The organism is Chitinophaga costaii (genome assembly GCF_900094705.1).
GTDB lineage: Bacteria > Bacteroidota > Bacteroidia > Chitinophagales > Chitinophagaceae > Chitinophaga > Chitinophaga costaii.
On record NZ_FMAR01000009.1, the window covers coordinates 158,347 to 174,842 of the forward strand.

Genomic DNA, 16,496 nt, shown 5'->3' on the forward strand with positions numbered 1-16,496 from the left:
CGAGGGCATTTAATCAAATATAAATTTTTTGCTATATAATATTTTTTAATTTGAAAAACTCAAATTTTAACCTTTCCTCTTCATTTTTTATTTAATTTTCTAATACAAGCTTTAATAAACCTATAATTCTTACTTAAACTGTAAAATTTTTAAGGATGTCTTAACTATTTGTTAATATCCTGTTAAAATTATGACAAAGGTTTTTAGCATCTTTGCCGCGTCATCAAATCATGTAGCACTTATGAGAATAAGGAAACTTTTGTTCACCTTGGCGTTGGCCTTTGCCACCATCGCCGTTTATGCCCAAGCCACCACAAGTAGTCTCACTGGTACCGTAAAAGACAACAAGGGCCAGTCCCTCATCGGCGCTACGGTAAAGGCAGTACATGTTCCCTCTGGTACAGTGTACGGAACCATTACCCAAAACGATGGCCGTTTTAACATTGCCAACATGAAAGTGGGCGGCCCTTACAAAATCGACATTACCTATATCGGTTATGTGAGCCGTTCTTACGACAACATTTCCCTGCAATTGGGAGAACCAGGCAAACTCAATGTTGTATTGGAAGACAATTCAAAATCCCTCAATGAAGTAGAAATTGTTTACCAGAAAAATGCGGCGATCAGCCCGGAAAGGCAAGGTACTTCTACCTACGTTTCCCAGCAGCAGTTGCAAACCCTGCCTACCATCACCCGTAATGTGAACGATTTTGCCCGTCTTACCCCCCAGGCACAGGTTCGCTCTAACGCAGATGGTACCACCGCAGGTCTTTCTTTCGCTAACCAAAGTAATAAATACAACCAGTTCTCTGTGGACGGTGCAAATGCGACAGACGTATTTGGTTTGGCCAGCAGCGGCACCAATGGTGGTCAGGCTGGTCTGAACCCTATTCCCCTGGACGCCATCGAGCAGGTACAGGTAGTACTTTCGCCTTACGACGTTACCATGAGCGGTTTCACCGGGGGAGGTATCAATGCCGTAACCCGTTCTGGCTCCAATGAAACACACGGTTCCGTATATGGCTTTAACCAGAACCAGTCTTTCGTAGGTAAAAGCCCCGATACCCGCTCCAAATATGGCGACTTCCACGACTGGACCGTAGGTGCACGCGTAGGCGGTGCCATCATCAAAAACAAACTGTTCTACTTCATTAACATAGAAGGCGAAAGACGCTCCGCTCCCATCGACAACCAGCCCGGCGCTTCCGCTACCAACACGATGGACGTAAGCAAGATTGAGGCCCTGAGCGATTTCGTCAAGAAAACGTACGGATACGATCCCGGCGCTTACAATGGTATCAACACCGAGCGCCAGTCTAATGCCATATTTGCCCGTGTAGACTGGAACATCAACGAAAAAAACAAACTCACTGTACGTCATGCTTTCCTGAAAGGCTGGAGCAACGTGATCAGCGATGGTACCAGCAGCATGAGCTATTATAACAATGGCTATAAGTTTAAAAGTACCAACAACTCTACCGTGGTGGAACTGAACTCCACCATTTCCAGCAAATTTGCCAACGTAGCCCGCCTCACTTACAACGCTACCCGCGATAGCCGCGCTACGCCAGGCTCTCCCTTCCCTTCGGTTAAAATTTCCGACGGCGGTGCCACCTATAATTTAGGTACAGAAACCAACTCCCAGGCCAATGCCTTGAGCCAGGATAACTTCACCGTTACCGACAACTTTACCATCTATGCCGGTAAGCACAATATCACCATCGGTACGGATAATCAGTTTTACAATACCAAAAATACCTTCCTGCCCGGTGTATTGGGCAGCTATACTTATAATTCCATCGCGGATTTTGAAACAAATGCCATTGGTAGTGTAAACAGTTATGTTACCAAGTACTCTAATAAAGGCGACGGCGACCTGGCCATCGCAAAAGTTCACATGGCACAGTTTGGCCTGTATGCGCAAGATGCATTTGGCATTTCCGAAAACCTGAAGATAACCTACGGTCTGCGGGCAGATCTACCGGTGTTCTTCAACAAACCGGATGACAACCCGTACTTCAACAGTTCTACTTTGGCTTCCTCTTATAACGTAGCCACCAATAAAGTACCTAAAACCACCATACTGTTGTCGCCGCGCATCGGTTTTAACTGGGATGTAACTGGCAAAGGTACTACCCAACTTCGGGGCGGTGTAGGTATCTTCACGGGCCGCGTGCCGCTGGTATGGATATCCAACCAATATTCTCAGACAGGGTATGCATCCAGCAGCATTAACTATAACCAAAGTGCTGCACAAAATGCCCAGATCATTTTTGATCCTACCCATCCTTACCAGCCCAAACCCGCTGCTGGCACGGTGCCACCTGCCACTGAAATAGACGTTACGGCTCATAATTTTAAATACCCCCGTACTTTCCGGGCCAACCTGGCAATCGACCAGAAACTGCCTTATGGTTTCGTAGGTACCATCGAAGGTATCTTTACCAAAACCATCCAGGACATCCTGTATAAAGATATCAACCTGGCGCCTTCTTCCGGTACCGTTACTACCGAAGGGCTGACCCGTCCTTTCTATGGTGCCAAAGTAGATCCCACTTTTGGCAACGTAGTGCTGTTAGGCAATACTACCAAAGGCTACAGCTATAACTTGAGTGCAGTGCTGCAAAAAAGCTTTAGCCATGGCTGGTACGGCCGTGCGTCTTACAGCTTTGGCCACGGTTATTCCCTGAACGATGGTACATCTTCCCAAGCTTTTTCTAACTACCGCTACGCTTACAACGTAAACGGTAATAACAACCTGGATCTTGAGCACAGCAACTACGATATGGGTTCCCGTGTACTGGCTTTTGTGAGCAAGAAATTCACATATGGTAAGTTTTCTACCAACCTTAGCCTGGTATACACTGGTATTTCTGGCCAGGTGGTATCCTGGGTACTGTATGGAGATCTGAACGGCGACGATGGTTCTACCCGCACTGCCAATTCAGTATCTGTAGCTGCTTCCGCTGGCTCCGACCTGCTGTTTGTACCTAGCAGCGTCAATTCTTTTGTGCCTTCTTACAATATAGGCAGTGGTAATTCGCTGACTGCACAGCAGCAGTATGATGCCTGGATGAAATATGTAAACGCCTCCTCCTACCTGAAAGACCATGTGGGTAAAAATACCGAACGTAATGGCGCCCGCCTGCCTTGGGAAAACCACTTCGACTTTAAGGTGGTGGAAGAGTTCAGGATTGCCAAGACCCACACCATCAGCCTCTCACTCGATGTGTTTAATATCAGCGCACTCCTGAACAAAGATTGGGGCCATTCTTACTACGCTAGCAACCAGGAGTTCACTCCGCTGAATGTGGCTACGAACAAAACCGGTCAGTTGTGGACAGATCCTAACCATCCGTTATTTACCTTTAACCCGCAGTATGGTTTGAACAAGTACACCAACAAACCGTGGACTTATTCTAACTTTAACTCCCGCTACAACATGCAGATTGGGTTGCGGTATTCCTTCTAATAATTGGAAACCATTTTAATTAAAAAACCGGGTCGCAAGGCCCGGTTTTTTTGTGCGTATTTTATTAAAACGGGCAAGCCTCTCATGGCTTGCCCGTTTCGATGATAGCATTTTTTACAACCAGTCCAGGAAGGCATCCAACCCCTGGCCCCAGGTGGCCTCGTCATGGCGGCCGCCAGCTATCTCCAGGTAGCGCACATCTTTATATCCCAACCCCGTGAGGATGCGAACCATATCCTGGGTATCATCGATCACATCGATAATGCCATTGTGATTCCGGTCGGCGGTTTCTTCTTCCGTACCGCATGCGAAAAAAAAGCGAAGACCGGGTTGGAAGCCTTTTCCCGACACTAGCTTATGCATAATACGGTCTGTAGCTTCGTTGTAGCCCGCATCCAATGCCCGGCTGCGCCACCACAGCGCGCCGGAGAATACGCCGGCAATCTGGAAAACGCTGGGATGCTGCCATACAATATCCAGCGCAGAAAGCCCTCCCAGGGAAAAACCTCCGAAGGCTTTTTGGGTAAACTGCATGGCGGCATATTGCTGCTCCAGGAAAGGCAGCAGCTCCCGGATCACAAAACGGGTATAGGCGGTGGCCTTGAGTCCCTGTCCCCGCTCGTTCACCAGCCGGGCCGTTCCGTATTCTTGTAAACGTTGTGGACCGGCATGAATGGCAGCTATCAGTATAGGTTTTCCTGCAATTTGTTTGGCCAGCTTCGCCGCTAGGTCCAGCGTTGTGGCATGCTGGCCATCATTGAGCAAAAGTAACTGCACCGGGCCGGTAGTATCGGCAGCATAATAACAATCTATGACAACCTCGCGCTGCAAGCGGCCAGTATGGAGCGTATGGCGCGCGGACATTATTTTCATAGAGCGCAATTTACAAAAAAAAGCCCCAGCCCAGCCCCGTATACCTATCACCATTGCTGGAAATCCGGCCCTTTTTCTACATACATAAAGGCAGCAATTACCTGTTGACAACGCGCCCATTTCTGCGTATATTTATAAAAACACACGCCGGTGATCGAAAATTATGTCCAATGGTATGCTCCCTCGCTGAACCGGCAAATAGACATGCTGGTGTACGGCGATCGCGGCTACCCGTTAATCCTCTTCCCCACTTCCATGGGGAAATATTATGAAAGCAAAGACCAGGGACTCATAGATGCCATTGCCTGGTTTATCGACAACGGCCTGGTAAAAGTATATTGCCCGGATAGTGTAGACGCATGGAGCTGGTATAACAAACAAATAGCGCCTGTAGAAAGAGCGTATAACCATACCCGTTATAACGCTATGCTGTACGAAGAATTACTGCCCCGCATCCGCCAGGAAACCAGCTACGAACGCATTGCTGTGGCAGGTTGCAGTTTTGGGGGCTACCATGCGGCCAACTTTGCTTTTCGTTATCCAGCTGCGGTGTCTTACCTCTTTAGCCTGAGCGGGGTATTCGACATCCGCTTCCGCATGGACGGCTACTACGATGATAACGTGTTTTACAATAACCCCGTGGATTTTGTACCCAATAATAATGATCCGGCGCTGTGGGAAATGGGCATTATACTGGGTACTGGTGAGTACGACATCTGCCTGCAGGATAACGAAAACTTTTCACGCATTCTGTCGGCCAAACATATTCAGCACTGGCTGGACATACGGCCACAAGCCCGTCATGACTGGCCCTTGTGGAAGGTGCAGTTGCCCCATTATTTATCGCTCATGTGATGCTTAAATGGGATTATAACTACCCACTTTAGGTGCCTATTGCTATTCCCCTGCCTTTGTAAACAAATTCCTTTATGTCACTTTAATGGATTTAAATTCAGCTCATGAAAAAAATCGGTATCCTCTTCGGACAGGAAAACACTTTCCCCCAGGCGCTGGTGGAGAAGATCAATAGTAAACATGCCACCGGCATCACGGCGGAACTGGTGCAGATAGACCGCGTCATCCAGGGTGAGGATGCAGGTTATGCGGTGATTATAGACCGCATTTCACAGGATGTACCGTTTTACCGCTCCTTCCTCAAAAACGCCGCCCTGAGTGGAGCGGCGGTCATCAATAATCCATTCTGGTGGAGCGCCGATGAAAAATTCTTTAACAACGCCCTGGCCATAAAACTGGGCGTACCCATTCCCAAAACCGCCCTGCTGCCCTCTTTTGAGCTGCCTGTGGATACCAAACACGAATCGTTCCGCAACCTGGTATATCCTTTTAACTGGGATCATATTTTTAAATACGTGGGTTTTCCCGCATATATGAAACCCTTTGCCGGCGGTGGCTGGCGCAATGTGTACAAGCTCTGGGACCAACAAGACTTTTACGATAAACATAAAGAAACCGGCCAGCTCGTCATGATGCTACAGGAAGAAATTATCTACGATAGTTATTTCCGCGTATACGTGATTGGGGGAGAATATGTACGCATTATGCACTACGACCCGCGCAACGAGCCCGCCCAACGCTACAATGCTAATTATGATGTAGACGCTGCACTGCTGGCCAAAATAGAGGAATACGCTATTAAACTCAATCAATACCTTGGGTACGATTTTAATACCGTAGAGTTTGCGGTACGCAATGGTATTCCCTACGCCATTGACTTCTGCAACCCCGCACCGGATGCGGATGTGCATTCCGTTGGCCAGGAAAATTTCGATTGGGTAGTGGAAACGGTGGCCCAATATGCCATTGCCCGCGCCAAGGCCCAGAAGCCCGGACAGGACAACCTGACCTGGGGTCACTACCTGCGCGATGCCGTGGGCCGCACCCCATTGGCTACTGAAGCCCCCGCCAAAGGCCCCTTAAAAACAGCCGGGGCTAATGGCGCTACCCCCTCTGCTAAACATTCGGAAGACAAGCCCATAGAGGCTGTGGAACTGCCGGCCAAACCGGGCAAAAAAGCAGCGGCCCCAAAGAAAACTACTACCACTGCCAAAAAAGCGGCAGCTACTCCAGCAGAAAAACCGGCCAAATCGGCCACTCCCCCTAAAAAGAAAAAGTAACCGGTTTTAAAACGGGGCATACCTGCATGGCAGTTTCCGTTTTGCTATGGTACGTGGGGTAAGCGCATTACACCGGTTCTTTTGTTGTACCTCACCCGCTGTGCGCAGTGTTGGTTCCCAGGAAAACTGTTGCTTGGAAAATGCCACCCGATCAACGTACTTTGCACCACGAAATTCCAGTTCCGCACCCGCTGTATGCATTGATGTTGAGAATTGATTATTGGAAATTCATCTAAGCAACATGTCTAAAAATTTCACCCTCGGCATAGAGGAAGAATATATGGTACTGGACCCACACACCCGCGAGCTACGCTCTCACGAGCAGGCTATCGTGGAACATGCCCACAAGATCATCAAAGACCAGGTAAAAGCCGAAATGCACCAGGCCGTAGTGGAAGTAGGCACTCACATTTGCGCCAACATTGAAGAAGCCCTCAAAGACATTACCCTGCTGCGCCATACCATTGCCCATATTGCAGGCGATCTGGGCTTCGGCATTGGCGCCAGCGGCACTCACCCCTTTTCGAAATGGGAGAAACAACTGATCACCGACCATCCCCGCTATTTCGAAATTGTAAATGAAATGCAGGACGCCGCCCGCTCTAACCTGATCTTCGGACTGCACGTACACGTGGGCATGGAAAGCCGGAAAATGGCCCTGCACATTGCCAATTCCGTGCGTTATTTTCTGCCACATGTATTTGCACTGAGTACAAACAGCCCCTTCTGGGAAGGCCGCAACACCGGCTTCAAATCTTTCCGCACCAAAGTATTCGATAAATTTCCCCGCACCGGCATTCCCGACTATTTCGAAAGCATTGAAGAATACGACAACTACATTAAGTTGCTGATCAAAACCAACTGTATTGACAATGCCAAGAAAATCTGGTGGGACCTCCGCGTACATCCTTTCTTCGATACCATTGAATTCCGCATCTGCGATGTACCGCTTACCATACGGGAAACCATTACCCTCACCGCACTATTCCAGGCTGTATGCGCCAAAATTTACAAGCTGCGCATGCAAAACCTGAACTTTATTATCTACAACCGCGCGCTGGTAAACGAAAACAAGTGGAGGGCCTCCCGTTACGGACTGGATGGCAACCTGATAGACTTTGGCAAAGAAATGGAAGTGAATGCCCGCGCCCTCATTTATGAACTGCTGGATTTTATTGACGATGTGGTAGACGACCTGGGCAGCCGTGCTATTGTAGAAAATACTCGCAACATCCTGGCACAAGGCACTGGCGCCGATGCGCAACTGGCCACCTATAACCGCAACGGAAGCTTAATTGATGTGGTAGATCTTATCCAGGCAAAATTTTTAGAGCCGTTTTAAAAGGGAGTAAGGTACCCGTACGGAAAATGAATAAAGTATAAAACCGGGAACAAACCGTTGCGTACAATTAAGGCTGGATGCCGCATCGCACCACCTTGCTTTTGTACCGGCCACCCGGTATAATTTAACATATGAGTAGTGTAAAACGTGTAGCAATTTTAGACATGTATGAGGGCGTGGCCAATGAAGGCATGCGCTGTATCCGTGAGGTATTACAACAATATGGAACACGGCAGGGCATTCGCCTGGAAACACAGGAATTTGAGGTGCGCACACGCCATGAAATGGCAGACCTTTCTTTTGACCTGTATATATCCACTGGAGGCCCGGGTAGCCCCCTGGACAGCGAAGGCAGTGAGTGGGAGCAAAAATATTTTGCCCTGGTAGATGCGCTGCTAACCTACAATGAAACCGCTGCTATACCTAAGAAAATGCTGGCCATCTGCCACTCTTTCCAGTTGCTATGCCGGCGCTGGAACCTGGGCAAAGTATGCCTGCGCCGTTCTCCGGCCTTTGGCGTATTTCCCGTACATAAAACGGCAGCCGGGCAGGCAGCGCCTATCTTCCAATCCCTGCCCGATCCATTTTATATTGTAGACAGCCGCAGTTGGCAGGTGGTGGAGATCAATGCGGCACAACTGACGGCGCACGGCGCACAAGTGCTGGCACTGGAAAAGGATCGTCCCCACGTGCAACTGGAACGCGCCACCATGGCCATTCGCTTTAACGAGCATTTCCTGGGTACCCAGTTTCATCCAGAAGCCGATGCCGCCGGTATGCGCAAACACTTGCTGCAACCCGAAAAGCGCTGGCAGGTAGTGAAAGAACACGGTGCCGAAAAATATGAAAGCATGATAGAACAGCTGAATGATCCAGACAAGATCATGTTCACCCACGATCACTTTATCCCGGCCTTCCTGGACGAAGTATTTGCCCAGGAGAGCATAAGCTAAAGATATTGCATCTTCTTCACCCCTTATAAACCACGCCCATGATCCCGCCATATAGAACCGCTTATAATGCACAGTTTACCGCCGCAAAATACGCAGCCTTTTTAGCGGACATCGCGGCGGAAGGCCGCACCACACCGCCCTTCCGCGTGGCCGAAACGCCGGTATTCATCCCCACCATACTACGCGAAAAAATGCTGGATGCCGCCAATCATATCATTGACGTAATCCTTCAGCCGGATTTTAAAGAACGCACCGAAGCCGCTATCCCGGCGGATTTGCGGGTGGCCAATGAAAACGATCATGCCCACTGCGTGATCATTGATTTTGCCGTATGCCAGAACCAACAGGGTATGCTGGAACCACAGCTGATAGAATTACAGGGCTTTCCCAGCCTCTTTGCTTTCCAGGAACTACTGGGCCGGCAGTTTCGCCGCCATTTTGATATACCTGCCAGCACAGATAATTTCCCTGCCGGCTGGGACCAGCGCCGTTATTATGATTTTCTACAACATACTTTCCTGGCCGGACATGCTCCGGAACACGTAATATTACTGGAAGTACAACCCCTGCAACAAAAAACGCTGGTGGATTTCTATGCTACTGAAAATCAGTTAGGTATCCGCCCCGTATGCGTATCGGATCTTATCCAGGAAGGCAGGTCCTTATTTTACCTGCGCGATGGTGTGAAAACCCAGGTGAAACGCATCTACAACCGCGTAATTTTTGAAGACCTTGAAAAACAAAAATTCAACCTGGGTCATATTCCCGATCTTTTTGGCCCGCTGGACGTAACATGGGCACCGCATCCCAACTGGTTTTACCGCATCAGCAAATACACGCTGCCCCTGCTGTACCATACTTACATCCCGGAAAGCCGTTTTCTGCACACGGTAACCACCCTGCCCACCGACCTGGAAAACTATGTATTGAAACCGCTTTTCAGCTACGCCGGCCAGGGTGTTATCATTAACGTAACACCGGCGCACATCGCCTCCATCGAAAATCCTACGCAATGGATATTGCAGCGCAAAGTAGAGTACGCCCCTGCCGTAGAAACCCCCACCGGCCCTGCCAAATGTGAGGTGCGGCTTATGTATGCCTGGCCCGACGCCGACCCCAGGCCCACGCTGGTTCATAGCTTGGTGCGCCTTAGTAAAAGCGCTATGATCGGGGTAAATTTTAACGCGCAAGACAACTGGGTAGGCGGTAGCGCCGGTTTTTTTGAACGCTGATACTACTGCATGCAGCTTTGACTAAAAAGCAGAATACAGTATATTGCGCAGCGAATTTTAGTTGATACGGGCATGAACTATAAAAGAATAATGGGTTACTACTTCTTATTGGAGATAGCCCTGCTGGTGGTATGTTATTTTCTGTTCATCAGCTACAACCAGTCTTATTGGGGTCTTGGGGAAACCTTCGTCTCCGTCTTTTCTATCTTGGGTGTATCGCTGGCTGGTGTATTTGTAATACTGCGAGTGCGCAAGATGATAGACGTACCCACCTTCCGCACCTGCTTCATGCTTGCTATTTTCTGCATGTTGCTACCCACTGTACTGATGCTGTTTCTGCTGCGTATCCTCTCCTAAAAATACCGCCCGTGAAAACCCTCTCCTTCCCTGCTGTTAAAACGGTTCATAAAATCCTGCTGAGTTACCTGGCCCTGGAGGTACTGCTGGCCCTTGTAACATGGAGCTGGGGCGGCCCTCAACACGCGGCACCCAGCAGCTTTGCCGATCACCTGCACCTGGCTTTATCCTTCACCTTTGACCTGATCTTCCTGCTAAACATGATCGTATTGATATGGCTGATCAATGGCTTTCTTAATAAATACTTCCGGTACCCAACATCTTTGCTATTCAACACCGCCTGTTGGCTGGCCCTCGGGGTGGCGGCGTTTCCCTTTGTTTTTCTCTGTCTGTTAGTCTGCCTCCGCTAAATAAAAAAAGGCGCCGGGCAATTTGACCCTGGCACCCTTTCAGCATCCTATAAACGAATTTTAGCGACCGTACACAGATTCCCAGTTAAGCATACCCCCTACCAGGTTTTTGGTATTGGTAAAACCCAGGCTGTCTAGTACCATGCAAGCTTGTCCGCTGCGGTTACCGCTGCGGCAATACACGATTACTTCTTCTTCCTTCAGATCATCAATCGGGTCTGTTTGCAAGGATCGGATATCGCCCAGAGGGAGCAGCAGGCCACCAATGTTGAAATCTTCGTGTTCATGCGGTTCGCGCACATCTATAATGTGCAAGATTTCGCCATTATCAAGGCGGGCCTTCAGCTCTTCAGCAGTAATATTTTGCATAGTGGTTCTTTTTAACAATTTTCAGACATCGAATGTAAGCATTTTGCATCACCTGCAATAAGAGCCGCTTGTTAGATTTTTTCATCAGGGATGCACACTGTCTGCGCTGGGTTTCACAGCGCTCAGCCACAGATCAATGGTTTCGCCGGCTCGCACGGTATTGATATCGCCCTGGGCATTTACCCGGGTGGGCGACTGGCGCACCACAAAGGCCGCAGCAGTATCGGATATCTCGCCCATGGTCAGCACGGTACCAATTCCCAGGTTGCTGGCGGTAAGGGCGTCGCGGGCTTCTGCAAAACTAAGGCCGGTAAGGTCTGGAACAGGATTTTCCGTATTGCCCGTACCGCTGCTCAGTACCAGGGAGATAGCACTGCCTTCCGGCACTTCTGTACCTGCTTTCACGGGCTTGCCGCCCAGCACCTGTTTCAATACGGTATTGGTGGCAAAATCTGGCTGGTAGCTGGTATCGCCCACTTTAAGCCGGCGGCTTTCCAGCGTCATCTGCGCACTGCGAAAGGTGAGGCCTACCAATTCAGGCATCTGCACCATGGGAGCGATCGTTTTATTGATGGTGAGATACACAGTACGGCCTACTTTTTCCACCGCACCACCTTCCGGGGCCTGGTCGTATACAGACAGGGCCGGGATGGTATCGGCATAGATAGAATCGCGTACGGTGGCTTCAAAACCAGCTTTGCCCAGGATTTCGGTGGCCTCCTTTACGTTTTTACCCCGGATATCCGGCACCGTAATAGTTTTGCCATGATGCGTAATGATGCCCAAAGTGGCAAAGAAAATAGCCCCCAACACAACGATCAGCACAATAGCGGCCAATACGTTAATAAAAAAAGAGCGTTTGGTAATAAATTCAAACACGGCAAAGTCTTATGGTGAGTAATGAAATGAAACCTGTTTTATTTTTTCATGCACGCTTCCAATACTATGCCGTAAAATTCGGTCAGCGTAAGACCGGCGGCCCGCACCTGTTGCGGCACAATGCTGTTTTCTGATTGGCCTGGCATGGTATTGATCTCCAGGAAAAATAATTGATCGCTGTGCGTTTCATAAATAAAGTCTACGCGCACAATACCTTTACAATTGAGTTTATTATACAAAGCCATCGCCGTGCGCTGCACCAGGGAGGTTACCGCTGCGGAGGTTTGGGCGGGGGTGATTTCCTGGGATTTGCCAGGGGTATATTTGGCCTCGTAATCAAAAAATTCTTTGGTGGTAACGATTTCGGTGATGGGCAACGGATGCAGCACGCCGTCTGCCCCCCGGTACAGGCCTATAGTAAGCTCCCGGCCTTTTACAAATTCTTCTACCAGCACCTGCTTATCCTCCCGGAAAGCCTTTTCCAGTGCTGCGGGCAGTTCTTCCGCCGTTTTTACTTTAGACATGCCTACGCTGCTGCCGCCTTCTGCCGGTTTTACAAATACCGGGAGGTGCAGTACATCCAGTAAGTTGGCCCAGGTTTCGGGTTGATCATACAGGGCGTGTACCGATTTGGCAATGTGTACAATGCCCAGGTCGCGCACAATTTTATTACAATAAGCCTTGTTAAAAGTAATAGCGGAAGACACACTACCGCTGCCGGTGTAAGGAATACCCAGCATATCGAAATAGCCTTGTAAGCGGCCATCTTCTCCAGGCGTGCCGTGAATGCCGATGAACACAGCGTCAAAGGTAACCTTACCCGTGGGCAGTGGGAGGGAAAAATCGTTCTTATCCACTTCATACACCTTACCATCCGGGGCGGTATAAGCCCAGTTACGATGGCCGATAACGATAGTATAAGGCTGGTACCGGGTAGCATCCAGTTGTTTGGCAATGGTAGCCGCGCTTTGTATGGAAATTTCATATTCGCCGGAATAACCACCGGCTACGATTGCAATCTTTTTCATATCCCTTTATGAGCGGGTAAAGTTAATTTAATTTCAGGTACAATATACAAGTACTGTTTGGCATATACATGGCTGGTTTATAACATGTACTAAACAAAACAACAGGCAGCACGCCCACCTTGCCCTACTATATAAAACAAGGTCCGGCGCAGTGGCCGGACCTCTCATACGATGCTTCCTAAAAATACAGTGGTTAAATATGCAGGTGTGCTTTCTTTTCCAGCAGGCCTTCTACGGTTTCTACGTACATTTCATCGGGTACGCAGCAATCTACCGGGCAAACGGCTGCACACTGGGGTTCTTCATGAAAGCCCTGGCATTCAGTACATTTATTGGGAACGATATAATAAGAATCTACTGCGATAGGGGCATTGCGTTGGCTAGCATCTATGGTAGAGCCGTCCATAAGAGTAAAAGCGCCTTTTACGCTGGTTCCATCTGCAATGGCCCACTCTACGCCACCTTCATAAATTGCATTATTCGGGCATTCTGGTTCACAAGCACCACAATTTATGCATTCATCGGTTATCTTAATTGCCATGATATAAACTTTTTTGTTTAAGGTAGTAAGCCATAATTTTGCAACAAAAATAGAATATCTCTCTTTAAAAAAATTGAATTTTTAACACGTTTAATGGACCGATCACAAAAAATAGCCGCCCTCGTACACCTGGGCCAATACCTGGCCAGCGACGATACGGAGTTGCAAGCAGTTAAAATTCGCGCAGGACAAGCCAACGGCTGGTTCACGCCAGCTTTCACCAACCTTGCTATACAAAACATCTGCCGATATTTTCTCCAGGCCCATAAACTGGAGCCCTGGCTGGCACCTTACCCGGAAACGAAGACCCCAAAAACGGTGGGCATCGTGGCTGCAGGGAATATTCCGCTGGTGAGTTTCCACGACTGGCTCTGCGGCTTTGTGAGCGGCCACCGGGTGCGCATTAAACTGTCGGCTAAAGACAATATCCTGCTGCCCCATATCCTAAGTAAAATGGAGGAATGGTATCCTACGCTGGCCGGCCAGACTACCGTGGCGGAGATGCTGAAAGACTGCGACGCATACATTGCCACCGGTAGCAATAATTCTTCGCGGTATTTCCATTATTACTTTGGCAGGTACCCCCACATCATCCGCCGCAACCGCACTTCCGTGGCCGTACTCACGGGCCGTGAAACGGTACAGGAGCTAGAGCTGCTCTCCGACGATATACTCCAATATTTTGGCCTGGGCTGCCGCAACGTTACTAAGATCTATGTACCACGCGGCTACCACTTTGAGCCACTGATCCAGTCGCTCCAGCGCTTTAACGACCTGAGCGAGCTGCATAAATACAAAAACAATTACGATTATAATCTGGCGCTGCTACTGCTCAATAACACGCCTTATATGAGTAGTGGTTCCCTCCTGCTACAAGAGCAGGAAAGTGTGTTCTCCGCAGTGAGCGTCCTACATTACCAATATTACGACGACCCCACCGTACTACAGGCGTTGCTGGCGGTCAATGAAGACCTGCAATGCGTGGTGGGGGAAGGCTATACCCCATTTGGGGCTGCCCAGCACCCCCAATTAGATGACTATGCAGACGGGGTAGATACTATGGCCTTTTTGTCAGGATTATAATTTTTTTTGACAATATATGCTTTGGTGAATGGCTGCCTATTTCGGTGGCCATTTGCGTTTTTGTCATTTTTCTCCATTTTTGTCACTGGCAGCTGATGAAATGTCACCCGTTCCAATCAAACATATATCATAATTATATAATATTTTGTACTTATTTTTAACGTTTGACCTAAAAATGTGTTAAAGTAGGCGGGTATTACGTTATAGCATTCAGCACAGCTATTAAATTTGTATGCCAAGGCATGTAAATTGATCCCCTTACTTTAAATTAAAAACCCATTTATCATATGAAATTGAAGCAAATAGCGGCAACTATTCTCATCAGTGCAGTTACTGCGCTGGCCAGCGTATTTGTGTACAGCAAATACCTGCAACCCCGTGTGCTGGGCAAGTTCCAGAACGGCTCCCAAAACATTCCGGTAAATTACACCAGCTACATGCCTGGCACTAAAACAATGGGCAGTGGTCCAGCAGACTTCACCGAAGCGGCCCGTGTTGCAGCCCCAGGAGTGGTGCATATCAAGACTAAGACCAATCCCCGTCAGATCAGCAACAACCTCCAGCGCAGCCGCAGCATTCTCCAGGACCTTTTCGGGGATGATTATGGAGGTGAGGAAGAAAATGGAGGCCGTTACTACACCCCCGGCCAAATGGCCAGCGGTTCCGGTGTAATGATTTCTGACGATGGCTATATCGTGACCAATAACCACGTAGTAGAAGGTGCCGACGAGATCAATGTAACACTCAATGATTACAAGACTTATAAAGCCAAAGTGGTGGGGGCCGACCCCGGCACCGACCTGGCCCTTATTAAAATAAATGCCGCTCACCTGCCCTATGTACTCTACGGCAATTCTGATGATGTACAGATAGGCCAGTGGGTACTGGCCATTGGCTACCCCCTGAACCTGGAAACCACGGTTACGGCGGGCATCGTAAGTGCCAAGGCCCGCAGCATTGGTATTAATCGCAGCGGGGGCCGCAATTCGGCGATCGAGTCTTTTATCCAGACCGATGCTGCGGTAAACCAGGGCAATAGCGGAGGCGCGCTCATTAATACCAACGGCGAGCTGGTAGGTATTAACTCCGCCATTGCCTCTCCCACCGGTTCTTATGCAGGATATTCTTATGCGATACCGGTGAACCTGGTAAAAAAAGTAGTAAATGACCTGCTGAAATACGGCAATGTTCAGCGTGCCTACCTGGGTGTTCAATACTTTGACCCGGCCCGCATGTCCATGCTAAGCGATGACCAACTGGCCAGTGCCGGCATCTCCCGAGATGTGGAAGGCGTAGTGGTGAGCGGGGTAATACCCAACAGTGCCGCAGCCGCAGCTGGCATCCAAAAGAGCGATGTAATCACCAAAGTGAATGGCGTTGCTACGCCATCCAGTCCTACCATGACGGAGCAGATTGCCCGTTTTAAACCTGGCGACAAGATCAGCATTACCTTCCTGCACAACAACAAGGAAGTAACCCGCACCGTAGAGCTGAAGAACATTAATGGCAATACCAACATTGTAAAAGAAACGATCCTGGATAAAATGGGGGCCGACCTCCGCACACTGGACCGCAAGGACGCCGCCTCCCTGGGTATTGCTGGTGGGGTGCTGGTAAATGGTATTGGCAGCGGCCTTATAAAACAGCAGACCAATATGAAGGAAGGATTCGTTATCCTGAAGGCAGGCGTTACGAATGTGACCACCGTAGAACAACTGCAAAGCGTACTGGAAAAAACGCCCAACGTAAAACTACAGGGCATTTATCCCGATACCGATGGCGTATATTATTACAACATTAGCACCGGCAGTGGGTTAGCGTTGTAAAAAAAAGTAAAGGTTTATTGAAAGCGCACCGGCATTTCCTGGTGCGCTTTTTTTAT

Annotated in this window: 15 protein-coding genes; 10 read left to right on the forward strand and 5 right to left on the reverse strand. The window is 49.0% G+C overall.

Annotated features, from left to right (window positions below; translation table 11 throughout):
- Positions 1–241: 241 nt before the first annotated feature.
- Positions 242–3,472: a TonB-dependent receptor gene (locus GA0116948_RS13675; RefSeq protein WP_165798476.1), complete on the forward strand. Its 3,231-nt coding sequence runs from the start codon at positions 242–244 to the stop codon at positions 3,470–3,472.
- A 114-nt stretch (positions 3,473–3,586) separates the two neighbouring features.
- Here GA0116948_RS13675 and GA0116948_RS13680 read toward each other — a convergent pair whose 3' ends face one another.
- A complete protein-coding gene (locus tag GA0116948_RS13680; RefSeq protein ID WP_165798477.1) occupies positions 3,587–4,345 on the reverse strand; it encodes an alpha/beta hydrolase in 759 nt (252 codons plus the stop codon).
- Between the two features lie 150 nt (positions 4,346–4,495).
- On the opposite strand from GA0116948_RS13680, the gene GA0116948_RS13685 reads away from it, so the two are divergent.
- From GA0116948_RS13685 to GA0116948_RS13720, 7 genes are all read left to right on the forward strand, one after another.
- Complete coding sequence (locus tag GA0116948_RS13685) at positions 4,496–5,200, forward strand: esterase family protein (protein WP_089713188.1); 705 nt, start codon at positions 4,496–4,498, stop codon at positions 5,198–5,200.
- A gap of 104 nt (positions 5,201–5,304) precedes the next feature.
- Positions 5,305–6,480: an ATP-grasp domain-containing protein gene (locus tag GA0116948_RS13690; protein ID WP_089713190.1), complete on the forward strand. Its 1,176-nt coding sequence runs from the start codon at positions 5,305–5,307 to the stop codon at positions 6,478–6,480.
- Between the two features lie 241 nt (positions 6,481–6,721).
- Entirely contained in the window at positions 6,722–7,822 is a 1,101-nt protein-coding gene (locus tag GA0116948_RS13700; protein WP_089713194.1) for a carboxylate-amine ligase, read from the forward strand.
- Between the two features lie 131 nt (positions 7,823–7,953).
- Entirely contained in the window at positions 7,954–8,775 is an 822-nt protein-coding gene (locus tag GA0116948_RS13705) for a type 1 glutamine amidotransferase (RefSeq protein WP_089713196.1), read from the forward strand.
- Between the two features lie 38 nt (positions 8,776–8,813).
- A complete protein-coding gene (locus GA0116948_RS13710) occupies positions 8,814–10,007 on the forward strand; it encodes a hypothetical protein (protein WP_089713198.1) in 1,194 nt (397 codons plus the stop codon).
- Between the two features lie 72 nt (positions 10,008–10,079).
- Positions 10,080–10,364: a hypothetical protein gene (locus GA0116948_RS13715; RefSeq protein ID WP_123891809.1), complete on the forward strand. Its 285-nt coding sequence runs from the start codon at positions 10,080–10,082 to the stop codon at positions 10,362–10,364.
- Positions 10,365–10,375: 11 nt separating this feature from the next.
- Positions 10,376–10,714, forward strand: a complete 339-nt coding sequence (locus GA0116948_RS13720) for a hypothetical protein (RefSeq protein WP_089713202.1) — start codon at positions 10,376–10,378, stop codon at positions 10,712–10,714.
- A 60-nt stretch (positions 10,715–10,774) separates the two neighbouring features.
- On the opposite strand, the gene GA0116948_RS13725 is transcribed toward GA0116948_RS13720, so the two are convergent.
- From GA0116948_RS13725 to GA0116948_RS13740, 4 genes are all read right to left on the reverse strand, one after another.
- On the reverse strand, positions 10,775–11,083 hold the full coding sequence (locus GA0116948_RS13725) for a rhodanese-like domain-containing protein (RefSeq protein ID WP_089713204.1): 309 nt from the start codon (positions 11,081–11,083) through the stop codon (positions 10,775–10,777).
- An 84-nt stretch (positions 11,084–11,167) separates the two neighbouring features.
- Entirely contained in the window at positions 11,168–11,962 is a 795-nt protein-coding gene (locus tag GA0116948_RS13730) for a PASTA domain-containing protein (protein ID WP_089713206.1), read from the reverse strand.
- A 38-nt stretch (positions 11,963–12,000) separates the two neighbouring features.
- Entirely contained in the window at positions 12,001–12,990 is a 990-nt protein-coding gene (locus GA0116948_RS13735) for a D-alanine--D-alanine ligase (protein WP_089713207.1), read from the reverse strand.
- Between the two features lie 193 nt (positions 12,991–13,183).
- Positions 13,184–13,531 carry a 4Fe-4S dicluster domain-containing protein gene (locus tag GA0116948_RS13740; RefSeq protein ID WP_089713209.1) on the reverse strand — a complete coding sequence of 116 codons (348 nt, stop codon included), beginning with the start codon at positions 13,529–13,531 and terminating at the stop codon, positions 13,184–13,186.
- A 93-nt stretch (positions 13,532–13,624) separates the two neighbouring features.
- Here GA0116948_RS13740 and GA0116948_RS13745 point away from each other — a divergent pair, with 93 nt between their 5' ends.
- Together GA0116948_RS13745 and GA0116948_RS13750 are read left to right on the forward strand one after the other, a co-directional pair.
- Entirely contained in the window at positions 13,625–14,614 is a 990-nt protein-coding gene (locus GA0116948_RS13745) for an acyl-CoA reductase (RefSeq protein ID WP_089713210.1), read from the forward strand.
- A gap of 287 nt (positions 14,615–14,901) precedes the next feature.
- Entirely contained in the window at positions 14,902–16,440 is a 1,539-nt protein-coding gene (locus tag GA0116948_RS13750) for a S1C family serine protease (RefSeq protein WP_089713212.1), read from the forward strand.
- Positions 16,441–16,496 lie beyond the last annotated feature (56 nt).